The 24036-nt window shown below is 57.1% G+C and carries 26 protein-coding genes; 17 read left to right on the top strand and 9 right to left on the bottom strand.

Annotated elements, in window-relative coordinates; translation table 11 throughout:
- Nucleotides 1–10: 10 nt before the first annotated feature.
- Nucleotides 11–781, bottom strand: coding sequence for a 2-dehydro-3-deoxyglucarate aldolase (gene garL, locus KK102_RS12835; protein ID WP_126545290.1), 771 nt, complete (start codon nt 779–781; stop codon nt 11–13).
- A gap of 15 nt (nt 782–796) precedes the next feature.
- Entirely contained in the window at nt 797–2131 is a 1335-nt protein-coding gene (locus tag KK102_RS12830; protein WP_216357732.1) for an MFS transporter, read from the bottom strand.
- A 411-nt stretch (nt 2132–2542) separates the two neighbouring features.
- On the opposite strand from KK102_RS12830, the gene garD reads away from it, so the two are divergent.
- The 8 genes from garD (at nt 2543) to KK102_RS12790 (ending at nt 10592) form a co-directional block, all read left to right on the top strand.
- Nucleotides 2543–4114 carry a galactarate dehydratase gene (gene garD, locus KK102_RS12825; protein ID WP_126545292.1) on the top strand — a complete coding sequence of 524 codons (1572 nt, stop codon included), beginning with the start codon at nt 2543–2545 and terminating at the stop codon, nt 4112–4114.
- Between the two features lie 176 nt (nt 4115–4290).
- Nucleotides 4291–5145 (top strand): tagatose bisphosphate family class II aldolase, encoded by an 855-nt coding sequence (locus KK102_RS12820; RefSeq protein WP_126545293.1) that lies wholly within the window; start codon nt 4291–4293, stop codon nt 5143–5145.
- 34 nt (nt 5146–5179) lie between these two features.
- Entirely contained in the window at nt 5180–6451 is a 1272-nt protein-coding gene (gene gatZ, locus KK102_RS12815) for a tagatose-bisphosphate aldolase subunit GatZ (RefSeq protein WP_216357731.1), read from the top strand.
- Nucleotides 6452–6464: 13 nt separating this feature from the next.
- Nucleotides 6465–6932: a PTS galactitol transporter subunit IIA gene (gene gatA, locus KK102_RS12810; RefSeq protein WP_216357730.1), complete on the top strand. Its 468-nt coding sequence runs from the start codon at nt 6465–6467 to the stop codon at nt 6930–6932.
- 28 nt (nt 6933–6960) lie between these two features.
- On the top strand, nt 6961–7245 hold the full coding sequence (gatB, locus tag KK102_RS12805) for a PTS galactitol transporter subunit IIB (protein ID WP_126545296.1): 285 nt from the start codon (nt 6961–6963) through the stop codon (nt 7243–7245).
- A gap of 4 nt (nt 7246–7249) precedes the next feature.
- On the top strand, nt 7250–8623 hold the full coding sequence (locus KK102_RS12800) for a galactitol-specific PTS transporter subunit IIC (RefSeq protein ID WP_216357729.1): 1374 nt from the start codon (nt 7250–7252) through the stop codon (nt 8621–8623).
- Between the two features lie 41 nt (nt 8624–8664).
- A complete protein-coding gene (gatD, locus tag KK102_RS12795; RefSeq protein ID WP_126545298.1) occupies nt 8665–9708 on the top strand; it encodes a galactitol-1-phosphate 5-dehydrogenase in 1044 nt (347 codons plus the stop codon).
- 110 nt (nt 9709–9818) lie between these two features.
- Nucleotides 9819–10592 carry a DeoR/GlpR family DNA-binding transcription regulator gene (locus KK102_RS12790; RefSeq protein ID WP_126545299.1) on the top strand — a complete coding sequence of 258 codons (774 nt, stop codon included), beginning with the start codon at nt 9819–9821 and terminating at the stop codon, nt 10590–10592.
- 53 nt (nt 10593–10645) lie between these two features.
- Here the strand turns inward: KK102_RS12790 and rsmI are convergent, their stop codons facing one another.
- Entirely contained in the window at nt 10646–11509 is an 864-nt protein-coding gene (gene rsmI / locus KK102_RS12785) for a 16S rRNA (cytidine(1402)-2'-O)-methyltransferase (RefSeq protein WP_216357728.1), read from the bottom strand.
- 62 nt (nt 11510–11571) lie between these two features.
- Here rsmI and KK102_RS12780 point away from each other — a divergent pair, with 62 nt between their 5' ends.
- Genes KK102_RS12780 through dolP form a run of 4 tightly spaced genes read left to right on the top strand, consistent with a single transcriptional unit; the run spans nt 11572 to nt 15263 of the window.
- Entirely contained in the window at nt 11572–13713 is a 2142-nt protein-coding gene (locus KK102_RS12780; protein WP_216357727.1) for a penicillin-binding protein activator, read from the top strand.
- Nucleotides 13671–14066, top strand: coding sequence for a YraN family protein (locus tag KK102_RS12775; protein WP_216357726.1), 396 nt, complete (start codon nt 13671–13673; stop codon nt 14064–14066). The genes KK102_RS12780 and KK102_RS12775 overlap by 43 nt, the downstream gene beginning before the upstream one ends.
- A gap of 21 nt (nt 14067–14087) precedes the next feature.
- Nucleotides 14088–14678 (top strand): DnaA initiator-associating protein DiaA, encoded by a 591-nt coding sequence (gene diaA, locus KK102_RS12770; RefSeq protein WP_003861754.1) that lies wholly within the window; start codon nt 14088–14090, stop codon nt 14676–14678.
- A gap of 9 nt (nt 14679–14687) precedes the next feature.
- On the top strand, nt 14688–15263 hold the full coding sequence (dolP, locus tag KK102_RS12765) for a division/outer membrane stress-associated lipid-binding lipoprotein (RefSeq protein ID WP_089599837.1): 576 nt from the start codon (nt 14688–14690) through the stop codon (nt 15261–15263).
- A gap of 49 nt (nt 15264–15312) precedes the next feature.
- Here dolP and KK102_RS12760 read toward each other — a convergent pair whose 3' ends face one another.
- Nucleotides 15313–16350 carry a permease gene (locus KK102_RS12760; protein ID WP_126545303.1) on the bottom strand — a complete coding sequence of 346 codons (1038 nt, stop codon included), beginning with the start codon at nt 16348–16350 and terminating at the stop codon, nt 15313–15315.
- Nucleotides 16351–16390: 40 nt separating this feature from the next.
- Entirely contained in the window at nt 16391–17035 is a 645-nt protein-coding gene (locus KK102_RS12755) for an NAD(P)H-binding protein (protein WP_216357725.1), read from the bottom strand.
- Nucleotides 17036–17163: 128 nt separating this feature from the next.
- Between KK102_RS12755 and KK102_RS12750 the strand changes: the two genes are divergently transcribed.
- Entirely contained in the window at nt 17164–17682 is a 519-nt protein-coding gene (locus KK102_RS12750) for a type 1 glutamine amidotransferase domain-containing protein (protein ID WP_216357724.1), read from the top strand.
- Here the strand turns inward: KK102_RS12750 and KK102_RS12745 are convergent.
- Nucleotides 17662–18096: a YhbP family protein gene (locus tag KK102_RS12745; RefSeq protein WP_216357723.1), complete on the bottom strand. Its 435-nt coding sequence runs from the start codon at nt 18094–18096 to the stop codon at nt 17662–17664. The genes KK102_RS12750 and KK102_RS12745 overlap by 21 nt on opposite strands.
- 14 nt (nt 18097–18110) lie before the next feature.
- Between KK102_RS12745 and KK102_RS12740 the strand changes: the two genes are divergently transcribed.
- Complete coding sequence (locus KK102_RS12740; RefSeq protein ID WP_045260079.1) at nt 18111–18440, top strand: GIY-YIG nuclease family protein; 330 nt, start codon at nt 18111–18113, stop codon at nt 18438–18440.
- On the opposite strand, the gene KK102_RS12735 is transcribed toward KK102_RS12740, so the two are convergent.
- Both KK102_RS12735 and ubiT read right to left on the bottom strand, forming a co-directional pair.
- Nucleotides 18427–18930: a GNAT family N-acetyltransferase gene (locus tag KK102_RS12735; RefSeq protein WP_010435964.1), complete on the bottom strand. Its 504-nt coding sequence runs from the start codon at nt 18928–18930 to the stop codon at nt 18427–18429. The two genes, KK102_RS12740 and KK102_RS12735, sit on opposite strands and share 14 nt — an antisense overlap.
- Nucleotides 18924–19448: a ubiquinone anaerobic biosynthesis accessory factor UbiT gene (gene ubiT, locus KK102_RS12730; RefSeq protein WP_126545307.1), complete on the bottom strand. Its 525-nt coding sequence runs from the start codon at nt 19446–19448 to the stop codon at nt 18924–18926. Before ubiT ends, KK102_RS12735 begins: the two co-directional genes overlap by 7 nt.
- A 220-nt stretch (nt 19449–19668) precedes the next feature.
- Between ubiT and ubiU the strand changes: the two genes are divergently transcribed.
- The 3 genes from ubiU to KK102_RS12715 all read left to right on the top strand — a co-directional run bounded on the left by ubiU (nt 19669) and on the right by KK102_RS12715 (nt 22636).
- Nucleotides 19669–20664, top strand: a complete 996-nt coding sequence (ubiU, locus tag KK102_RS12725) for a ubiquinone anaerobic biosynthesis protein UbiU (RefSeq protein ID WP_216357722.1) — start codon at nt 19669–19671, stop codon at nt 20662–20664.
- A gap of 7 nt (nt 20665–20671) precedes the next feature.
- A complete protein-coding gene (locus KK102_RS12720; RefSeq protein WP_216357721.1) occupies nt 20672–21550 on the top strand; it encodes a U32 family peptidase in 879 nt (292 codons plus the stop codon).
- A gap of 78 nt (nt 21551–21628) precedes the next feature.
- Nucleotides 21629–22636, top strand: a complete 1008-nt coding sequence (locus tag KK102_RS12715) for a luciferase-like monooxygenase (protein ID WP_126545310.1) — start codon at nt 21629–21631, stop codon at nt 22634–22636.
- Nucleotides 22637–22736: 100 nt separating this feature from the next.
- Here the strand turns inward: KK102_RS12715 and mtr are convergent, their stop codons facing one another.
- Nucleotides 22737–23981 (bottom strand): tryptophan permease, encoded by a 1245-nt coding sequence (gene mtr / locus KK102_RS12710; protein ID WP_126545311.1) that lies wholly within the window; start codon nt 23979–23981, stop codon nt 22737–22739.
- Between the last annotated feature and the right edge of the window lie 55 nt (nt 23982–24036).

Below are 24036 nucleotides of genomic sequence, written 5' to 3'. Positions count from 1 at the left end.
TCAGTGATGGTTATTTTTTAAAAGCGTCTGCTAATTTCTGCGTGGCGGAGCGGAACACGCCGAGATCGCTACCTACGGCAACGAACGTCGCCCCCCACTCCAGATAGCGGCGGGCATCGGCTTCAACCGGGGCCAGAATGCCGCACGGTTTGCCGTGCGCTTTGGCACGCGCGAAAATGTGCTGAATGGCGCGCTGCACGTCAGGATGACCCGCATTGCCCAGATGCCCGAACGCAGCGGCCAGGTCGCTTGGACCGACAAAGATGCCGTCCACGCCGTCGGTTGCGGCGATGGCATCGACGTTATCCACGCCCTGCTGGCTCTCGATCTGCACCAGGATGGTGATGTTCTTGTTGGACTGGGCGAAGTAGTCCGGCACGGTGCCAAACATGTTGGCGCGGTGCGACACGGACACGCCGCGAATGCCCTCCGGCGGGTAGCGGGTAGAGGCCACGGCCAGCACCGCCTCTTCTTCCGTTTCCACAAACGGGATCAGGAAGTTGTAGAAACCGATATCCAGCAGGCGCTTGATGATGACCGGCTCGTTCGTCGGCACGCGTACCACCGGCGCGCTATGGCTGCCCTTCAGCGCCATCAGCTGCGGAATAAAGGTACTGATGTCATTTGGCGCATGTTCGCCGTCCAGCACCAGCCAGTCGAACCCGGCCAGTCCAAGTACTTCGGTGCTGATCGGGCTTGCCAGCGCGGACCAGCAGCCAATCTGGATCTGATGCGCCGCAAGGGCCGCCTTAAACTTGTTCGGGAAGATATCGTTACTCATCGCTTATACCTTTGCTTATTTCTGCAATTCCATACGTTTGATGTCGCCTACCACGAACAGGTAGCAGAACATCGCCATCAACGCTGAACAGCCAACGAATACCAGTGCCGCGTTGAACGAATGCAGCTCACTGACCAGATAACCAATGACCAGTGGAGTCGCGATGGACGCCACGTTGCCAAAGACGTTAAATACCCCGCCGCACAGGCCAACAATCTCTTTTGGCGCGGTGTCGGAAATCACCGGCCAGCCCAGCGCACCAAAGCCTTTGCCGAAGAACGCCAGCGCCATCAGGGTTACCACCAGCGTGGTGTTGTTGGTGTAGTTGCACAGAATGATGGACGACGCCAGCAGCATGCCGAGCACAATCGGCAGCTTGCGCGCCAGGGTTATCGACTTGCCCTGCTTAATCAGATAATCCGAGAACACCCCGCCCAGCACGCCACCGGCAAAACCGCACAGCGCCGGAATGGAGGCCACCAGACCCACTTTCAGAATCGACATCCCTTTTTCCTGCACCAGATAAATCGGGAACCAGGTAAGGAAGAACCAGGTGATGGTGTTGATAAAGTATTGACCAAAAAAGACGCCCAGCATCATGCGGTTGGTCAACAACTGTTTGATGTAATGGAGTTTAGGACCGCCTGCGACCTGCGCTCCGGGCTTTTTATGGTCCATATCAACCACCGCGCCGCCTTCGGAGATGAACTTCAGCTCCTGCTCTGACATGCGCGGGTGATCGGTCGGGTTATGGATATACTTCACCCATACGCCGGTCAGCACAAAGCCAATCACGCCCATCACGGTAAAGACGTGTTCCCAGCCCCAGGCGAAGGTCAGCCAGCCCAGCAGCGGAGAGAAGATGGCCAGCGAGAAATACTGCGCGGCGTTAAACAACGCAGACGCGGTGCCGCGCTCTTTGGTCGGGAACCAGGCCGCCACGATCCGGGCGTTTGCCGGAAACGATGGCGCTTCCGAGAAGCCGAGCATAAAGCGCATGATGAACATCGACACGCCCGCCCAGGCCAGCGGGAAGACATCCACAAAGCCCTGCAGGAAGGTGAACAGCGACCAGAAGAACAGGCTGTAGGTATAGACTTTTTTGGAGCCGAACTTATCCAGCAGCCAGCCTCCGGGGATTTGCATCAGCAGGTAGGCCCAGCCGAAGGCGGAGAAAATATACCCCATTGAGACGGCACTGAGCTGCAGCTCTTTTGCCACTTCCGTACCGGCAATCGACAGCGTCGCACGGTCAGCGTAGTTAATGGCCGTGACGATAAAAATAATCAGTAATATTAAATAGCGAGTGGGTACACCCTTTTTCGATTCTACAGCAGTATCCAGAATCATGTTTATTTCCTCAGGCACAGCGAAATTTATATTTATAATTTTAGAAAACATATTTCCTGATTATTTATCGATAGCAGGCAATATCAGGTAATTAACCAGACGCAATATCAATGTGATTCAGTATAATCATCACTTTATGGCATCGCACTGGATTAACGCTCAATTATCACGCCTGATATGAATAAGTTTTTGAGCATATGCACAAAGCACTGGGCGCTGCTGCACAGAATCACGCATTCACAGCCGCAGCGCGCTGTCTCTCGCTTTAGGGGGTGACCTGGATCACATTCTTATATCTCAAGTCCTGACATTCTTTATTTAAGTAAGCAGCGTCTTTATTTCGAAAATAAGTAAATTACTACCTGTGTGGCTGCATTAATGATCAGACACTTTGCTGGAGAATAGTGAACAATGGCCGACATTGAAATTCGACAGGCATCGCCGACGGCGTTTTATATAAAAGTACATGACACCGATAACGTGGCGATTATTGTCAACGACAACGGCTTAAAAGCGGGAACCCGTTTCCCGGACGGGCTGGAACTGATTGAGCATATTCCGCAAGGGCATAAGGTGGCGCTGGTGGATATCCCGGCGCACGGTGAAATCGTGCGCTACGGTGAAATTATTGGCTATGCCGTCCGCGCGATCCCGCAGGGAAGCTGGATTGAAGAGTCGCTGGTTGAACTGCCAAAAGCGCCGCCGCTGAATACCCTGCCGCTGGCGACGCGCGTGCCTGAACCGCTGCCGCCGCTGGAGGGCTATACCTTCGAAGGCTACCGTAACGCGGACGGCAGCGTCGGCACCAAGAACCTGCTCGGCATTACCACCAGCGTACACTGCGTGGCGGGCGTGGTGGATTACGTGGTGAAAATCATCGAGCGCGACCTGCTGCCGAAATACCCGAACGTGGATGGCGTAGTGGGCCTGAACCACCTCTACGGCTGCGGCGTGGCGATCAACGCGCCCGCGGCGGTAGTGCCGATCCGCACCATTCACAATATTGCCCTCAACCCGAACTTTGGCGGCGAGGTGATGGTAATCGGTCTGGGGTGTGAAAAACTTCAGCCTGAGCGCCTGCTTCAGGGCACCGAGGATGTGAAAGCGATTCCGGTAGACGATGCCAGCATCGTGCGCCTGCAGGACGAGCACCACGTCGGCTTTCGATCGATGGTCGACGATATTCTGCAGGTGGCTGAACGCCACCTGGATAAGCTCAACAAACGCCAGCGCGAAACCTGCCCGGCCTCTGAGCTGGTGGTGGGCACCCAGTGCGGCGGCAGCGATGCGTTTTCCGGCGTGACCGCCAACCCGGCGGTGGGCTATGCGTCCGATCTGTTCGTGCGCTGCGGCGCCACGGTGATGTTCTCCGAAGTGACCGAAGTGCGTGACGCTATCCACCTGCTGACGCCGCGCGCCGTCAACGAAGAGGTGGGCAAACGCCTGCTGGAAGAGATGGCCTGGTACGATAACTATCTCGACATGGGGCAAACCGACCGCAGCGCTAACCCTTCGCCGGGCAACAAAAAAGGCGGCCTGGCCAACGTGGTGGAAAAAGCCCTTGGCTCGATTGCCAAATCCGGCCAGAGCGCGATTGTCGAAGTGCTCTCTCCGGGCCAGCGCCCGACCAAACGCGGCCTGATTTATGCCGCAACGCCTGCCAGCGATTTCGTCTGCGGCACGCAGCAGGTGGCGTCCGGCATTACGGTGCAGGTCTTTACCACCGGGCGCGGCACGCCGTACGGCCTGATGGCGGTGCCGGTGATCAAGATGGCGACCCGCACCGAGCTGGCAAACCGCTGGTATGACTTAATGGATATCAACGCGGGCACCATCGCCACCGGGGAAGAGAGCATTGAGGACGTGGGCTGGAAGCTGTTCCACTTCATTCTGGATGTTGCCAGCGGCCGGAAGAAAACGTTCTCTGATCAATGGGGATTACATAATCAGCTGGCGGTGTTTAACCCGGCACCGGTGACGTGAGTTTGCTGTAAACCTCGCTTAGCATGGCTTCGGCCATGCTTTTTTTTGCTTTCATTTCTTTCGCATCCTTATCTTTCATTTCGATTCTTTCATTTTTAAGATACCAATCACAAAATAACATTCCGAAACCCTATATTGTCTTTCGCATAAACAAAACGAAAGGTTTCGGAGGAAAGATGTTCATCATCTCGTCGAAAGCGATGCTGCTGAAAGCACAGCGCGAAGGTTACGCCGTACCGGCATTCAATATTCATAATCTCGAAACGCTGCAGGTGGTCGTTGAAACGGCCTCTGAGATGCGATCTCCGCTGATCGTGGCGGGTACGCCCGGCACGTTCAGCTATGCCGGAACCGGGAACGTTGTCGCCATCGCCAGCGATCTGGCCAAAACGTACAACCAGCCGCTGGCGATCCACCTCGATCATCACGAAGCGTTCGACGATATCGCGCAGAAAGTCCAGAGCGGGATCCGCTCGGCGATGATCGACGGATCTCATCATCCGTTCACTGAAAACGTCGCGCTGGTGAAGAAAGTGACAGACTACTGCCACCGTTACGATGTGAGCGTGGAGGCTGAACTTGGCCGTCTTGGCGGGCAGGAAGATGACCTTGTGGTCGACAGCAAAGATGCGCTTTACACCAACCCGCTACAGGCACGCGAGTTTGTTGAATTAACGGGTATCGACTCATTGGCCGTCGCCATCGGTACCGCGCACGGCCTCTACACCGCCACGCCGAAACTTGATTTTGAACGTCTGGCAGAGATCCGCAATCAGGTCGATATCCCGCTGGTGCTGCACGGCGCTTCCGGTTTATCGACGGCCGATATCCGTCAGGCCATTCGCCTCGGTATCTGCAAAGTCAACGTTGCCACAGAACTCAAAATCGCCTTCTCGAATGCCCTGAAGGCCTATCTCGCTTCACATCCCGAAACCAGCGACCCGCGACATTACATGGTGCCCGCCAAACGCGCCATGAAAGAGGTGGTGCGTAAAGTGATTAACGATTGTGGCTGTGAAGGAAAGCTCTAAATACGAAAGCCTGAAGTCCTGACCTGGAGGAAACGTGAAAGATATTATTACCCGCCATAAAGCGGGAGAAGATCTCGGTATTTGCTCAGTTTGCTCAGCGCACCCGCTGGTTATCGAAGCCGCATTGCGGTTCGATCTGCATACCGACAACAAGATGCTGATTGAAGCCACCTCAAATCAGGTGAACCAGTTCGGCGGTTACACCGGTATGAAACCCGCTGATTTCCGTGATTTTGTGCTGAAGATCGCTGAAGCGGTGGGCTTTCCGCATGAACGTTTGATCCTGGGTGGCGATCATCTGGGGCCAAACTGCTGGCAAAACGAACCGGCCGACGCGGCGATGGAGAAATCCATCGCATTGATCAAAGCCTATGTCGCGGCAGGGTTTAGCAAGATCCACCTGGACGCCTCAATGTCCTGCGCCGACGATCCTGTTCCACTCCCGCCTGAAGTGGTGGCACAGCGTGCCGCCCGACTGTGCAAAGCCGCAGAAGAGACGGCTACTGAAGAACAGAAAGCGGCGCTAGCCTACGTGATAGGTACTGAGGTTCCCGTTCCCGGCGGTGAAGCCAGCAGTATTAACAGCGTGCATGTTACCCGTGTGGAAGATGCCGTGCAGACGCTGGAAACGCATCGTGAGGCCTTTGCCGCGCTCGGTCTGGACGAGGCGATGACGCGAGTGATTGCGTTAGTCGTGCAACCCGGCGTGGAGTTCGACCATACGCAAATTATTCACTACCAGCCGCACGCGGCAGAGGCGCTTTCCGGCTGGATCCGCCAGACCCCCATGGTCTATGAGGCGCACTCCACGGACTACCAGACTCGTCAGGCCTATCGCGCTTTGGTTCGCGATCACTTCGCGATCCTGAAAGTCGGCCCGGCGCTGACCTTTGCCCTGCGAGAAGCCATTTTTGCCCTCGCACAGATGGAGAAGGCCCTCATCGCCCCTGAGCAACGCAGCCATGTGCTTGACGTGATCGACGAAGTCATGCTGAACGAGCCGGATTACTGGAAGAAGTACTACCGCCCCACCTGGAGCCAGGCAATGGTGGATATTCACTTTAGCCTGTCCGATCGCATTCGCTACTACTGGCCGCACCCGCGTATTCGCCAGAGCGTTGAGAAGTTGATCGCTAATCTGAGCGCAACCTCCTTGCCTCTGGGGCTGATCAGCCAGTTTATGCCCGTCCAGTTCGAACGATTGTCGATGAATGAGATCGCCGCAACACCGCAAAATCTCATCATCGACAAAATACAGGATGTATTACGCGCCTATCGATTTGGCTGCACCCCTGAACCCGTCTGATGCCGGAGAGTGTATGAGTCACGTTTTTGTCCGTACCGGAATTGAGTTTGAAACCTGCCAGCAGGCGCTGGCGCATATTGGCGAGGAGATGCTGGCTAACGGTGTTGTACACGCCACCTACCCTGCCGCCCTTCTGGAAAGGGAGATGAACTACCCCACCGGCATTGCCCTTGAACGCCATGCGGTCGCTATTCCGCACTGCGAAGCCGTACATGCGAAACGCCCCGCGATTTACCTGATTCGTCCGGACAAACCGGTGCATTTTCAGCAGGCCGATGATGATGGCGAGGTCGCCGTCTCACTCATCATCGCGTTAATCGTTGAAAACCCTGCGGCGCAAATGACATTGCTGCGCCGCCTTTTCAGTGAGCTACAAAACCCGGACACGCTGGACATGCTGCTGGCTGCGCCCGCAGAGCGCCTGGCCGATCGTTTCCGGGAGACGATCCTTGAGCCTGTCGCCTGTGCCCAGGCTTCATAACATACTGATAATAAGAAAGGAGTGCCCTATGAAACGCAAAGTTATTGTTGCCTGCGGCGGTGCTGTCGCCACCTCAACCATGGCAGCAGAAGAGATCAAAGAACTGTGTGAAGCCCACCACATTGAGCTGGATCTGGTCCAGTGCCGGGTGACTGAAATCGAAACCTATATGGACGGTGCAGACCTGATTTGTACCACGGCGAAAGTTGACAGAGCCTTTGGCAATATCCCGGTGGTGCACGGCATGCCGTTTGTATCCGGCGTCGGCATCGAAGCCCTGCAGCAAAAAATTCTGACCATCCTCGAGGGGTAAGATCATGTTTACCGAAATCATGCGGTACATCCTCGATCTGGGGCCAACCGTAATGCTGCCAATCGTCATCATCATCTTCTCAAAGCTGTTGGGGATGAAGCTGGGCGATTGCTTTAAATCCGGCCTGCATATTGGCATTGGCTTTGTTGGGATCGGGCTGGTCATCGGCCTGATGCTTGACTCCATCGGCCCGGCGGCCAAAGCGATGGCTGAGCAGTTCCAGATTAACCTGCACGTGGTGGACGTCGGCTGGCCGGGTTCATCCCCCATGACCTGGGCATCCCAGATTGCGCTTATCGCTATCCCTGTTGCCATTGGCGTTAACGTTGTCATGCTGGTGACGCGGATGACGCGGGTGGTGAACGTCGATATCTGGAACATCTGGCACATGACCTTCACCGGTGCAATGCTGCACCTGGCAACCGGCTCTTACTGGCTGGGGATCCTGGGCGTTGTGGTGCACGCCGCGTTTGTTTACAAGCTGGGGGACTGGTTTGCCAAAGACACGCGGGACTTCTTCGGTCTGGAAGGGATCGCCATCCCTCACGGGTCGTCAGCTTACCTCGGCCCAATCGCCGTTCTGGTCGATACGATTATCGACAAAATCCCAGGCCTGAAGCGTATTCATTTTAGCGCTGACGACGTGCAAAAACGCTTTGGCCCGTTTGGCGAACCGGTCACGGTTGGGTTTGTGATGGGACTGGCCATTGGCCTGCTGGCAGGCTACGACGCCAAATCCGTTCTCCAGCTGGCCGTGAAAACCGCCGCCGTGATGCTGCTGATGCCGCGCGTTATCAAACCGATCATGGACGGCCTGACGCCGATTGCTAAACATGCCCGTAAACGTCTGCAGGCGAAGTTTGGTGGTCAGGAGTTCTTAATCGGTCTCGATCCGGCGCTGCTGCTGGGCCATACGTCCGTCGTCTCCGCCAGCCTGATTTTTATACCGCTCACTATCCTGATTGCTGTTCTGGTGCCGGGAAACCAGGTGTTGCCGTTCGGTGACCTTGCCACCATCGGCTTTTTTGTGGCGATGGCGGTCGCGGTGCATCAGGGCAACCTGTTCCGCACGCTTATCTCCGGCGTCATCATCATGGGGATTACGCTGTGGATTGCGACCCAGACCATCGGCCTGCACACCCAGCTTGCGCAAAATGCTGGCGCGTTGAAAGCGGGCGGGCTGGTGGCCTCCATGGACCAGGGCGGTTCACCCGTCACCTGGCTGCTCATCCAGTTGTTCACCTGGCAAAACGTGATGGGGTTCATCGTGATTGGCGCGATTTACGTCACCGGCATCCTGCTCACCTGGCGACGTGCCCGCGTGTTTAACGCGGCAGAAAAGAACGCCGCAACCCCGCAAAGCCAGACGGTGTCTTGATATCCGGGGAGCCATGCTCCCCCTCTTTTTCTGGAGTGAATATGAAATCAGTGGTAATTCACGCTGAGGGCAACGTGCGCGTTGAAGAACGTCCAATCCCTCACATTCAGGCTGCGGATGATGTGCAGGTGCGCATTGCCTGCTCAGGATTATGTGGCTCCGATATTCCGCGAATTTTTGCCGGAGGGGCACATTATTATCCCATCACCCTCGGACATGAATTTAGCGGTTATGTCGAAGCCTGTGGTACCGAAGTGCACGATCTCAAGGCAGGCGATCCGGTTGCCTGCGTGCCATTACTGCCCTGCTTTTCCTGTCCGGCGTGCGAAAAAGGCTATTACTCGCTCTGCAAGCAGTATCAGTTTGTCGGATCTCGCAGCGAAGGCGGTAACGCGGAATATATCGTGGTGAAGCGCGCAAACCTGTTCCGCCTTCCTGCGGAGATGGCAATTGAAGATGGTGCATTTATTGAGCCCATAACCGTAGGGCTACACGCGTTTCATCTCGCTTCCGGCTGCGAGGGTAAGAACGTCGTCATTGTCGGCGCAGGAACGATCGGCCTGCTGGCGATGCAGTGTGCGCTGGCATTGGGTGCCAACAGCGTTACCGCGATCGACATCAACGACGATAGGCTCGCGCTGGCAACAACGCTGGGGGCAACTCAGGTGTTTAATAGCCGCACTCTGGCCGCAGACGACATCCTCAACGCCTTGAGCGACCACCCGTTTGATCAGTTGGTTCTGGAGACTGCCGGCACACCGCAAACCGTCACGCTCGCCATTGATATCGCCGGGCCGCGCGCCCAGGTCGCTCTGGTGGGAACGCTGCATCACGACCTGAACTTACCGGCGGCGACATTTGGCAAGATACTGCGTAAGGAGTTGACGCTTCTGGGGAGCTGGATGAATTATTCGGCCCCGTGGCCGGGTGAAGAATGGGAAACCGCGGCCCGCCTGCTTACAGAGAAAAAACTGCAGCTAAAGCCCCTTATTGCTCATACCGGCGATAGCGATAGCTTTGCGCAGGCCGTTCAGGGACTAAACGGTGCCCCAATGCAGGGCAAAATCATGCTGCGCTTCGCGTAGCGCTTCGAGCCAGCAACCTGAGCTGGCTCACATTTACTTTCGAATATTACCGTACACCTTTCGCATACCTTCGATTAGAATAGAGGCAGTTAATTATCAGGCATTTCAATATGAACTCATTTGAGCGACGCAATAAAATCGTTGACCTCGTCAACGCTCAGGGCAGTGTGATGGTGTTGGATCTGTCGACTATGTTTGGCATTTCAGAAGTGACGATCCGAACAGATCTGCGCCTGCTGGAAGAAAAAGGATTGGTCACGCGCTTTCACGGTGGCGCAGCAAGACCCGGCAGCAGCCTGGCGGAAAGCGAAAATCAGGAAGTGGTACTGGAGGATCGTTATCAGCTGGCGAGCGACCCGAAAAAGCGGATCGCACAGGCTGCAGCGGCCATGATTGAAGAAGGGATGACGATCATTCTCGATAGCGGTAGCACCACCATGCTCATCGCCGAAGCACTCACCAAAAAAGCCAATATCACCGTCATCACCAACAGCCTGCCTGCCGCGTTTGCCCTCTCGGAAAATAAAGATATTACGCTCGTGGTCTGCGGCGGTACCGTGCGCCATAAAACTCACTCTATGCACGGCACCATCGCCGAGCGCTCTCTGACCGGGATAAGCGCGGACCTGATGTTTGTCGGGGCGGACGGTATTGACGCCACCAACGGCATTACAACGTTCAATGAAGGCTATTCGATTAGCAGCGTGATGGCTGCCGCCGCGCATAAGGTGATTGCCGTGCTGGACGCCAGCAAATTCAACCGCCGCGGGTTCAACCAGGTGTTGCCGATGGAAAAAATCGACTGTGTGATTACGGATGATGGGATCGGAAAACACGAAAAAGAACTGTTGGGTAAAACGGGTACCGAGATCATCACGGTGTAGTGTGCAGGCCGGGTAAGGCACAGACGCCACCCGGCAAAACAGGCGTTAGGGGCTTACTCCCCCTGCTGCTCCAGCGCATGCTTATATAGCGCATTTTTCTTCACGCCGTGAATTTCCGCCGCCAGCGCAGCCGCTTTCTTCAGCGGCAGTTCCGCCTGCAGCAGCGCCAGCGTGCGCAGCGCGTCAGCAGGAAGCGCGTCTTCCTGCGCTTTATGCCCTTCGACAATCAGCACCATTTCGCCCTTGCGGCGGTTTTCGTCTTCCTTTACCCACGCCAGCAGTTCGCCCACCGGCGCGCCGTGGATCGTTTCCCAGGTTTTGGTCAGCTCGCGCGCCAGCACCACGTAGCGGGATTCACCCCAGACGGTCACCATATCTTCCAGGCTTTCCAGCAGGCGGTGTGTGGATTCGTAAAAAATCAGGGTGCGCGGTTCGGCTTCCAGATCCTTTAACACGTCGCGACGGCCTTTGGATTTGGCAGGGAGGAAGCCTTCATAGCAGAAGCGATCGGACGGCAAACCTGCGGCGCTCAATGCCGCAATGGCGGCGCACGGCCCCGGCAGCGGCACAACGCGAATACCGGCTTCGCGACAGGTGCGCACCAGGTGATAGCCCGGATCGTTGATCAGCGGCGTACCGGCGTCGGAGACCAGCGCAATGCTCTGTCCCTCTTTCAGCTTCGCCACCAGCGTTTCGGCTTTTTGTTGCTCATTGTGATCGTGCAGGGCAAACAAACGGGCGTTAATTGCGAAATGTTGCAGCAGTAAGCCGGTGTGGCGGGTATCTTCAGCGGCAATTAAATCAACAGCTTGCAACACGGTGAGCGCACGTTGGGTAATATCAGACAAATTCCCGATAGGAGTAGGTACAATATAAAGCTGGCCTTGAGAATTATCTGCCGTTTCGTGTTGTTTCATTGTTTCGTCCGTATTGCCGATTTAATATTGAGCATTGCGTAAAAAAAATCACTGGATACAGTATGGTACCGTTAACGTTTCTTCGAAAAAAAGCCACGCGCAGCGTGCCGCTTCTGCTCGCAGCCCTGATCTTTGCAGGCTGTGGCACCCAGGCACCCGATCAGACCGCTGCCCATATGCAGGGATCCGCTCAGGCTGATTCTGGCTTTTATCTGCAACAAATGTCGCAGAGCTCAAATGATACCAAGACCAACTGGCAATTACTCGCCATTCGTGCACTGCTGAAAGAGGGGAAAACCCAGCAGGCCGCCGAACTGTTCAATCAGCTACCGCAGGATCTTAACGACGATCAGCGCCGCGAGCAGGGTCTGCTCTCTGCTGAACTGAAGGTAGCGCAGAAAGATTATGCGGCAGCGAAGAAAATCCTCGGAGACCTCGACGTCGGTGCGCTGGACAAAAACCAGCAGGCGCGCTTCTGGCAGGCGGGCATTACCGCCGAGCAGGGTCGCCCTTCCCTGACGCTGCTGCGCGCGCTTATCGCCCAGGAGCCGCTGCTCGCCGGTGCGGATAAACAGAAAAATATCGATGCGACCTGGCAGGCGCTCGCCTCCATGACCCCGGAACAGGCGCAAACGCTGGTCATTAACGCCGACGAAAATGTCTTGCAGGGCTGGCTGGATCTGCAGCAGATGTGGTTTAACAACCGCAGCGATCCCACGATGCTGAAAGCGGGTATTACCGACTGGCAAACCCGCTACCCGCAAAATCCGGGCGCGAAAATGTTGCCGACGCAGCTGGTGAATGTGCAGAACTTTAAGCCAGCCTCGACCAGCAAAATCGCGCTGCTTCTGCCGTTGAACGGCCAGGCGGCGGTCTTTGGTCGCACCATTCAGCAAGGCTTTGAAGCGGCGAAAAACGGGACGACTGCCGTAAGCGGTAGTGCCGTACCGGCGCAGTCCGCACAGGCAGCCAACGTCAGCGACGTTGTCAGCCCTTCTGCCGCTGAAACCAGCGATCTGACGGCGGCACAGGCGCCAGCGCAGGGGACAATGCAGAACCCGGTCACTGCACCGACGACGCCACCAGCCGCAACACCTGCACCTGAAGCAGTAGAGGCCCCTGCGGAAACTCAGGCTCCCGTGACGGCTGAACAGCCGCAACCGCAAGCCGCGCCAGCAGAACAGCAACCTGCCGCGCAGCCTCAGGCCGTAGCGACCACCAGCGCCAACCCGAGTGCTGAGCTGAAAATCTACGACACCACCGCTCAGCCGCTCGATCAAGTGCTGGCGCAGGTGCAAAAAGATGGCGCGAGCATCGTTGTCGGCCCTCTGCTGAAAAACGACGTGGAAACGCTGATAAAGAGCAACACCACGCTGAACGTGCTGGCGCTTAACCAGCCAGAGAACGTGCAGAACCGCGCTAACATCTGCTACTTTGCTCTTTCGCCAGAAGATGAAGCTCGCGACGCGGCGCGTCATATTCACGAACAGGGTAAACAGGCACCGCTGCTGCTGATCCCGCGCAGCGCGTTGGGCGATCGCGTCGCCAATGCCTTTGCCGATGAGTGGCAGAAGATCGGCGGTGGCGTGGTGCTGCAGCAGAAATTTGGTTCCGCCTCAGAACTGCGCGCTGGCGTCAACGGCGGTGCAGGTATCGCCCTTAACGGCAGCCCGGTCAGCGCCAGCCTGCCGCAGCAGCAGAGCGTGACCATCGGCGGCCTGACCATTCCGGCCCCTCCAACCGACGCGCAAATCAGCGGCGGCGGCAAAGTGGATGCGGCCTACATTGTCGCAACGCCGGAAGAGATTGCTTTCATCAAGCCGATGATTGCGATGCGCAACGGCAGCCAGAGCGGCGCGACCCTCTACGCCAGCTCGCGCAGCGCGCAGGGCACCGCAGGCCCGGATTTCCGTCTGGAAATGGACGGCCTGCAGTACAGCGAAATCCCAATGCTCGCGGGCAGCAACCCGCCGCTGATGCAGCAGGCGCTGAGCTCGGTACGTAACGACTACTCGCTGGCGCGTCTGTACGCCATGGGCGTGGATGCGTGGGCGCTGGCAAACCACTTTACCCAGATGCGTCAGGTGCCGGGCTTCGAGCTCAACGGCAACACCGGCGATCTGACCGCCACTCAGGACTGTGTGATTAACAGGAAGTTATCATGGCTCAAATACCAGCAGGGGCAGATCGTCCCGGCCAGTTAAGCCGTAAAGAGACCGGCGACGCGTGGGAGTTAAAGGCGCGTCGCTGGCTTGAAGGCAAAGGACTGCGTTTTATCGCCGCCAACGTCCGCGGGCGCGGCGGCGAAATCGACCTGATCATGAAAGACGGTCAGGTCACCGTGTTTGTAGAAGTGCGCTTTCGACAGTCCTCCCGTTTTGGCGGTGCTGCCGCCAGCGTGACGCTCGCCAAACAACATAAATTATTACAGACTGCCCACTTGTGGCTTGCCCGCCATAATGGGAGCTTTGATACTGTGGATTGCCGGTTCGATGTGGTAGCCTTCACCGGAAATCAGATCGAATGGCTTAAAAACGCTTTTGGCGAAGACGCATAATTAAGATTTAAAAGGGATAACGTGCTCGAAAGAATTAAAGTGTGCTTCACAGAAAGCATTCAAACACAGATTGCCGCGGCGGAAGCCCTCCCGGACGCGATCTCCCGCGCAGCAATGACGCTGGTACAATCTCTTCTGAACGGCAACAAAATCCTCTGTTGTGGCAATGGCACTTCAGCCGCCAACGCACAGCATTTTGCTGCCAGCATGATCAATCGTTTTGAAACAGAACGCCCGAGTTTACCTGCCATTGCACTTAATACCGATAATGTGGTCTTAACAGCGATTGCTAACGATCGTCTGCATGACGAGATCTACGCGAAGCAGGTGCGCGCCTTAGGCCATGCCGGAGACGTGCTGCTGGCCATCTCCACGCGCGGTAACAGCCGGGATATCGTTAAAGCCGTTGAAGCGGCGGTCACCCGCGATATGACCATCGTTGCGCTGACCGGCTATGACGGCGGCGAGCTGGCAGGTTTACTGGGACCGCAGGATGTGGAAATTCGCATTCCTTCTCACCGTAGCGCGCGTATTCAGGAAATGCACATGCTCACGGTCAACTGCTTATGCGATCTGATCGATAACACGCTTTTCCCTCACCAGGATGATTAAGGAGTTCTAATGAAGGCTTTATCGACCCTTGCAGTCCTTATGTCTGCACTTCTACTTCAGGGATGTATTGCCGCTGCTGTTGTCGGTACCGCAGCTGTCGGCACCAAAGCGGCGACCGATCCGCGTTCTGTCGGGACCCAGGTTGATGACGGCACGCTGGAGCTGCGCGTCAACAGTGCGCTGTCGAAAGACGAACAAATCAAGAAAGAAGCGCGTATTAACGTAACGGCTTATCAGGGCAAAGTGCTGCTGGCAGGCCAGGCACCCAATACCGAATTAGCCTCCCGCGCTAAACAGATCGCGATGGGTGTAGAAGGGACAACAGAGGTGTTCAATGAAGTGCGCCAGGGCCAGCCAATTGGTTTGGGTGACGCCTCATCCGATACCTGGATCACCACCAAAGTGCGCTCTCAGCTGCTGGGATCGGACCAGGTGAAATCGTCAAACGTGAAAGTGACCACCGAGAACGGCGAAGTGTTCCTGCTGGGTCTGGTGACTGAGCGTGAAGGGAAAGCGGCGGCGGATATCGCCAGCCGGGTGAGCGGCGTGAAGCACGTCACCACCGCCTTTACTTACATTAAGTAATTCCCACCTGTCCGTAGGCCCGGTAAGCGCTAGCGCCACCGGGCTTTTTTTACATCAACGCAATACTGCCCACAATCATCCCACTTAACGCCACCAGCCCCGCCGTCAGCCACAGCGCTTTCGCCGGGAAAGACTTACGCAGCATGATAAGCGACGGCAGGCTGATCGCCGGCAGCGTAATCAGCAGCGCCAGCGCCGGTGCGGTCCCCATCCCAGCCAGCATCATGGCCTGAACAATTGGAATTTCCGCCGCCGTTGGGATCACGAAGAGGCAGCCCGCGACCGCCATTGCGATTACCCACATCAGCGTGTTGTCGATAGCGCCATCCGCATGCGGGAAGAGCCAGACGCGCGCCGCTCCCAATACCAGCACCGCCAGGATATAAACCGGGATGGTGCTCCAGAAAAGCTGCCACAGCGCGATACCCCAGCGGGCAAAAAAACCACCCTGCGGCTCGCGGATGTCCAGCTCAACGGCAGCGGCCTCAGGCGCGCTGTCCTTCACCAGTTTTTGCACCAGCGTCGCCACCACCAGCACCGTCGCCAGCCCGGCAACCAGGCGGATCGCAGCAAAATGCCACCCAAGCACAAAGCCCATAAAGACCAGCGTTGCCGGGTTGAGCAGCGGGTTACCCATCCAGAACGCCAGCGCGCCGCCCATCGACACGCGCTGACGACGCATACCCGCCGCAACCGGTGCAGCGCAGCAGGAGCACATCATGCCCGGCAGGGAGAAAATCGTCCCCAGCAGCGTGCCCTGAAAACGCGGCTGGCCGAGTGTTTTTACCAGCCAGTTGCGCGGGATGAGCACCTGTATCAGCGAGCCCAGAATCACGCCCAGTACAGCGGCTTTCCAGACGGCAAGGAAGTAGACCATGGCGTAATCCCACGCCGCCTGAAGCGGGCTGGAATCAGCCTGAGCGAGAATAGATTTACCGATGCTGTGCGTTTCGGCGGCGGTGAAGGCTTTGCCGTAGTACGGCTGCCATTTCACATACCAGAGGCCAACAATGACCACGAGAAAGAAAAGTGCGGGCTTCCACCATTGGACAGGTGTTGCCGCCTGAGATGAAGACTGACCAGTCATAGCATTCCCCGGAGAGTATTATTTAATTAGCCGGAGGAGTTTACGCCTCGTCCTGGGCGATTTCACGCAGTTTTGCCGAAGGGATAATGTTGACGCCCGCTTTCAACGGTGCCAGCCACTCTTTTAGCATCGCGAGGGCAACGTCCCGCGCGTCGATAGATTTCCAGTTGCCGGGAAGGATGCGAAACAGCGGGGCCAGGATCGACTCGTTAAATCGGCGTTCGTCCCTGTGGCCGCTCAGCATTGAGGGGCGCACAATCGTCAACTGCTCCCATTTCTGCGCAATCAGCGCATCTTCCATCTTGCCCTTCACCTTGTTGTAGAAGAAAGGCGATCCGGCACTGGCGCCCAGCGCGCTGACCACCAGAAAATGTTTTGCGCCCAGTTTTTTCGCCGTGAGCGCCGTGTCCACCACCAGCGTATAGTCGGCGTGGATAAATGCCTCTTTGCTGCCCGCCTCCCGCCGCGTGGTACCCAGACAGCAAAAGGCGATATCAATGGGATCCTGGACCTGCGCCAGCGCGTCCGTCAGCTGCGGATCGTGCGGGTTAAATACGCCGGAGACGTCCACCAGCGGCCGACGCGTAGGCGCTGCAATGTAGTTCACGCGGCGATCCTGAATCAGCAGCCGCAGCAGATGATCCCCCACCAGCCCGGTGGCGCCCGTAATCAGTACCTGACTCATCGTATCCCCTTTACAGAATTGTCCGTTTGCGAACTCAGCGTGGTCGACCACACTTAGAAGTCTGTTACAGGTAAGTATTTACCACAAGCGGAGAAAAATCAGTCTGAAGCCAAAACAACGGAGGAAGCATGGGCAAGAAAATCGCAGTCTTGATTACCGACGAGTTTGAAGATTCAGAATTCACCTCTCCTGCAGAGGCGTTCCGCAAGGCGGGACATGAGGTCATCACCATTGAGAAAGAGGCAGGCAAAACGGTGACGGGCCATAAGGGCGAGGCCACGGTGACGATTGATGAGTCTATCGATAACGTTAGCCCCTCAGATTTTGACGCTCTGCTGTTACCCGGCGGCCATTCCCCGGATTACCTGCGCGGAGATGAGCGCTTTGTCACCTTCACCCGCGACTTTGTGAGTACCGGTAAACCGGTATTTGCCATCTGCCACGGCCCGCAGCTGCTGATCAGCGCTGAAGTCGTACGCGGGCGTAAGCTGACCGCCGTGAAGCCGATCGTTATCGATCTGAAAAATGCGGGCGCCGAGTTTTACGATCAGGAGGTGGTCAACGACAAAGACCAGCTGATCACCAGCCGAACCCCGGACGATCTCCCGGCGTTTAACCGCGAAGCGCTACGCCTGCTCGGCGCGTAGCCAGTGCAGCTTCTTGCCAAAGCCCAGGTTGTTGTCGGTAAATTTCAGCTCATCGAGGCGGATTTCCCACACCGGGGCTTTTAGCGCAGCGGCAACGGGAAAGCGGCGCGTGTAGCGCTTACGGCGCGCGTCGCTCTCTTCGCCATCCAGACGACGGATCTCCCCTTTGAACTGCACGCCGCGGATCAGCGCGACCGTTTTCGGCTGGCCGTTCACCGTACCCGCCACCTTTGCCTGCTGGCCGGTCATCTGCGCATGACGCGTGTTGTCTTCACTCATGACGTAAAAAGCCACGCGCTCAGGGTCGTAGTAGTAAAACGCGTTGGCGCACCACATCTCACCCTCGTCACAGACGCACCAGGTGACAACATGCTGCTTCGCCAGCCAGCGGTTAATGGCGGCCAGTGTTTCCATTTTCGTTCTCTCTCATGCTATGGTGCGTTCACCTTAACATACTGAATCTGTTTACCGTGTGCTGGTTTCTCTATCTTGTCCGAACCGCTGATAACGCACTCTACACCGGGATCACCACCGATGTGGCGCGGCGTTTTTTACAACATCAAACGGGAAAAGGGGCAAAGGCGCTGCGGGGAAAAGGAGAACTACAGCTCGCCTTCTCGGCGGCCGTCGGCGACCGATCGCTGGCGCTCAGGCTGGAATACCGTATCAAGCAGCTGACGAAGCGCCAGAAGGAGCGCCTCGTGACCGGAGACGGCTCCTTTGAGGCGCTACGCGAGAGCCTGATTAAAAGCGATTGAAATGGTCGTGGTAGTCCACCAGGCCATTGACGCCGTTGAGGGCATCATCCGCCAGACGGTGCACCTGGAAAGCGGATTCCGTACCCGGCCAGCGGCAGCGCAGGTCGTAATGCGCGGCCTGCTCGAAGCCTAATCGGCCATAGAACGCCGGATCGCCCAGCGTGACTACCGCGGCATAGCCAAACTCATTCAGCGAGTCCAGCCCTTCATAGACCAGCTGGCGCGCCAGACCTTGCCCGCGATAGTTTTCATCTACCGCCAGCGGTGCCATTCCTACCCACTGAAGATCGTCGCCCTGAACGATGACCGGGCTGAAGGCGACATAGCCGACAACCTGACCTTCATCATCGGTAGCAACCAGACCCAGCGTGATCAGGCCGTCTTCACGGAGATCGTGGACCAGTTGAGCTTCCGCATCGCTCTCAAAAGAGCGGCGCAATAACGCATCGATACCCGGTGCATCAATCCCAATTTCGACTCGAATCAGCATGGCTCACCTACTGAAATGTGTTTACCGTCCGGCGGGGTTTTCAGCCCGGCCTCAACAAAATCTGCCATTTGCATCAACATCACGCGCAGCGCTTTCGGCATCTGCTCCAGCTCAATGGCATCCATTAAATTCTTCACGTACAGGCCAAGCTCCGTGTCCCCTTCAATTACCAGACGGCGCTGGAAGAAGAGCGTATCCGGATCCTGCTTCCGCGCGGCGATCATCAGCAGATCGCTGGCATCAGCGCTAAAGCTCACGTCCGCCTCTGCGGACTCGCGCACGATCAGCTGGCCGTTCTCTACGGAGGTAAACCAGCGCAGCCCGATGTCGCGCACCTCAATGCTGAGCCAGCGGCCTTCCAGGAATTCCAGCTCGCCATCCTGCAGCGCCTGGCGGAACTGCCAGCTCAGGACCTGCTCCAGCACCTGGCGCTTAAGCGCGAACGGTGCCAGCTTGACCGGCACGCTCAGCATAGATGGACCCAATTGTACGAGACGTGAACGCAGTTTCTCCAGCACGAGCTTTACTCCCTGATATCTGTAATCCCGCTATTTTGCCACATTCATTCCAGAACATAGCGGCGTAAATCAACAAACCGTCGTCCGGCTTACCTCATTATTGGTGTCATCAATACGCCATTAGCTGCCTTAAATCAAAAATTGTCGCCTGTGGGTTAATTAAAATCCCAGCTCGTTAACAATTTTGCGATCCCTGCGATCGAGAACATCAGGATAAATTATGGAGCTGCTCTGCCCTGCCGGAAACCTTCCGGCGCTTAAGGCGGCCATTGAAAATGGGGCCGATGCGGTCTATATCGGGCTAAAGGATGATACCAACGCCCGCCATTTTGCTGGCCTCAACTTTACGGAGAAAAAGCTTCAGGAAGCCGTTAACTTCGTTCATCAGCACCGCCGCAAGCTGCACATTGCCATCAATACCTTTGCCCATCCTGATGGCTACGCCCGCTGGCAGCGCGCGGTGGACATGGCGGCACAGCTGGGTGCCGATGCGCTGATCCTGGCCGACATCGCCATGCTTGAGTATGCAGCAGAACGCTATCCGCATATTGAGCGCCACGTCTCTGTACAGGCATCCGCCACCAACGAAGAAGCCGTGCGTTTTTATCATCAAAACTTCGACGTGGCCCGCGTGGTGTTGCCGCGCGTGCTCTCTATTCATCAGGTTAAGCAACTCGCGCGCGTCACGCCAGTGCCGCTGGAAGTTTTTGCCTTTGGCAGCCTGTGCATCATGGCCGAAGGCCGCTGCTATCTCTCCTCTTATTTAACCGGTGAATCGCCGAATACCGTCGGAGCCTGCTCCCCTGCCCGCTTTGTTCGCTGGCAGCAGACCCCTCAGGGGCTCGAGTCTCGCCTGAATGAGGTGCTGATTGACCGCTATCAGGACGGTGAAAACGCCGGTTATCCAACCCTGTGTAAAGGCCGCTATCTGGTCGACGGCGAGCGCTACCACGCGCTGGAGGAGCCGACCAGCCTCAACACGCTGGAGCTGCTGCCGGAACTGCTGGCGGCCAATATTGCCTCGGTGAAAATCGAAGGTCGTCAGCGCAGCCCGGCCTACGTGAGCCAGGTGGCGAAAGTGTGGCGTCAGGCCATCGACCGCTGCATGGCGGACCCGCAGAACTATGCTCCACAGCAGGCCTGGATGGAGACGCTCGGTTCGATGTCCGAAGGCACGCAAACCACGCTGGGCGCGTATCACCGTAAATGGCAGTGAGATAACCATGAAATATTCATTAGGACCAGTGCTCTACTACTGGCCAAAAGAGACGCTGGAAGATTTTTACCAGCAGGCGGCTAACAGCAGCGCCGATGTGATTTACCTCGGCGAAGCGGTGTGCAGCAAGCGCCGCGCCACCAAAGTGGGCGACTGGCTGGATATGGCGAAAAGCCTGGCCGGCAGCGGCAAGCAGGTGGTGCTCTCCACGCTTGCGCTGGTGCAGGCGTCTTCTGAACTGGGCGAGCTGAAGCGCTACGTCGAAAACGGCGAGTTCCTGCTGGAGGCGAGCGATCTCGGCGTGGTGAATATGTGCGCCGAACGCAAGCTGCCGTTTGTCGCGGGCCACGCTCTGAACTGCTATAACGCCGTGACCCTGCGCCAGCTGCTCAAACAGGGGATGACGCGCTGGTGCATGCCGGTGGAACTCTCTCGTGACTGGCTGGCAAACCTGCTCACGCAGTGCGACGAGCTGGGCATCCGCAACAAGTTTGAAGTGGAAGTGCTGAGCTACGGGCATCTGCCGCTGGCCTACTCCGCCCGCTGCTTTACCGCGCGCTCGGAAGACCGTCCGAAAGACGAATGCGAAACCTGCTGCATCAAGTACCCGAACGGACGCAGCATGCTGTCGCAGGAAAACCAACAGGTGTTTGTCCTCAACGGCATTCAGACCATGAGCGGCTATGTCTATAACCTCGGCAACGAGCTGGCGTCGATGGACGGGCTGGTGGATATGGTGCGTTTGTCGCCACTGGATACCGGCGTGTTCGCGATGCTGGACGCCTTCCGCGCCAATGAAAACGGCGCCGCTCCGCTGCCGCTGACGGCAAACAGCGACTGCAACGGTTACTGGAAACGTCTCGCCGGGCTGGAACTTCAGGCGTAAAAAAGGCTCACTTTGTTAACAACGGTTATCATTTTTTAATGCAGTATTAAAGATTCACCGTCGACAAAGTGAGCTGTTATGACTGACAAAACCATTCCGTTTTCGGTGCTGGATCTGGCGCCGATCCCTCAGGGTTCCTCGGCTCGAGAAGCCTTTTCGCACTCTCTCGATCTCGCTCAGCTGGCCGAAAAGCGTGGCTATCACCGCTACTGGCTGGCCGAGCACCACAACATGGTGGGCATCGCCAGCGCCGCCACCTCGGTACTGATTGGCTATCTGGCAGCAAACACCACAACGTTACACCTTGGTTCGGGTGGCGTGATGCTGCCGAACCACGCCCCGCTGGTGATTGCCGAGCAGTTCGGGACGCTGAACACCCTCTATCCGGGCCGTATTGATTTAGGGCTTGGCCGCGCGCCGGGCAGCGACCAGCCAACCATGCGCGCCCTGCGTCGCCACATGAGCGGCGATATCGATAACTTCCCGCGCGACGTGGCAGAGCTGGTGGACTGGTTCGACGCGCGCGATCCGAACCCGCACGTGCGCCCGGTACCGGGCTACGGTGAGAAGATCCCGGTATGGCTGTTGGGATCAAGCCTCTACAGCGCACAGCTGGCCGCACAGCTGGGGCTGCCGTTTGCCTTCGCCTCGCACTTCGCGCCGGATATGCTGCATCAGGCACTGCATCTTTACCGCACGAACTTCAAACCGTCCGCGCGTCTGGAGAAACCGTACGCGATGGTGTGTATCAACATCATCGCAGCCGACAGCAACCGTGACGCGGAATTTCTCTTCACTTCCATGCAGCAGGCGTTTGTGAAGCTGCGTCGCGGTGAGACGGGCCAGCTTCCGCCGCCGGTGGAGAATATGCATCAGCTGTGGTCAGCTTCAGAGCAGTATGGCGTTCAGCAGGCGCTGAGCATGTCGCTGGTAGGCGATAAAGCGAAAGTGCGTCACGGGCTGGAGGCGGTGCTGCGCGAAACGCAGGCGGATGAAATTATGGTTAACGGCCAGATTTTCGATCACCAGGCGCGTTTACATTCGTTTGAACTGGCGATGCAGGTGAAAGAGGAGTTGGTGGGGTAGTTTTTTGCTTTGCCCGGTGGCGCTTCGCTTACCGGGCCTACATTCTTTTCTCCCTCTCCCTTCGGGAGAGGGGCGGGGTGAGGGGATCAGCCCGCACGGTTTAATGGTAAACAGGCAACAGATTAAAACTCGACAGCACGTGTACCAGGGCATTGCCAGCGCCAAACACCAGAATCAGCGCAATCATCGGCTTACCGCCCCAGACGCGGAATTTCGGGCTGCCGAAGCGTTTACGTGATTTACGCGCCAGCAGCGCCGGCACAATTGCCGCCCAGATGGTCGCCGCCAGTCCGGCATAGCCGATGGCGTACAGGAAACCGTTCGGCCACAGCAGGCCACCCACAATCGGCGGCAGGAAGGTCAGCAGCGCGGTTTTGAAACGCCCCATCGCAGAATCATCAAAGCCAAACAGATCCGCCAGGTAATCAAACAGGCCCAGCGTCACGCCGAGGAAAGAGCTCGCCACCGCAAAGTTAGAGAAAATAACCAGCAGCAGATCCAGGCTGCGGCTGTTCAGCACGCCGCTCAGGGCCTGCACCAGCACGTCGATGTTACCGCCCTTCTGGGCAATGCCGATAAACTCCGGGCGCGGGATGTTGCCCATCGTCCCGAGCAGCCAGATGACGTACAGCCCCAGCGCCAGCAGCGTGCCGTAGACCAGACACTTCACAATGGTGCGCGGATCTTTGCCGTAGTACTTCATCAGGCTCGGCACGTTACCGTGGTAGCCAAACGACGCCAGGCAGAACGGCAGCGTCATCAGCAGATACGGCGTATAGGAGGTATTCACTTCGGCAACGTTAAGCAGCGTGGCGGGCGTCACGTGCCCCAGCAGACTGCCGAAGGTCAGGAAGAAGGTGATGACCTTCGCGCCCAGCACGATCGCCGTCATCCGACTCACCGCTTTGGTACTCATCCAGACGATAAACGCCACGCCCAGCGCAAAGCACAGCCCGGCCAGACGCGCCGGTACGTTCAGCGACATCTCCGAGAAGGTGTGATGCAGAATCGAACCGCTTGCCGAGATATACGCGTAGGTCAGGATATAGAGCACAAACGCGATGGACAGCCCGTTCACCAGGTTCCAGCCTTTGCCCAGCAGGTCTTTGGTGATGGTGTCGAAGCTCGCGCCAATGCGGTAGTTCAGGTTGGCTTCGAGGATCATTAGCCCGGAATGGAGCATACAGAACCAGGTAAAGACCAGCGCGGCCAGCGACCAGAAGAACCACGCACCGGACATGACCACGGGCAGGGAGAACATCCCGGCACCTATAATGGTTCCGCCGATGATCACCACGCCGCCAAGCAGCGAAGGTGACGTTTGGGTGGTGGTTAGTGTCGCCATACAGCCTTTTCTCCAGTCAATCATGCGGTTCTGCATTTTAATGTGACGCACTGTA

It is taken from the genome of Enterobacter quasimori (genome assembly GCF_018597345.1).
In the GTDB taxonomy this organism is placed as follows: Bacteria; Pseudomonadota; Gammaproteobacteria; order Enterobacterales; family Enterobacteriaceae; genus Enterobacter; species Enterobacter mori.
The sequence above is the reverse complement of the archived record's forward strand: the minus strand, read 5'-3'. Positions and strand labels throughout refer to the sequence as shown.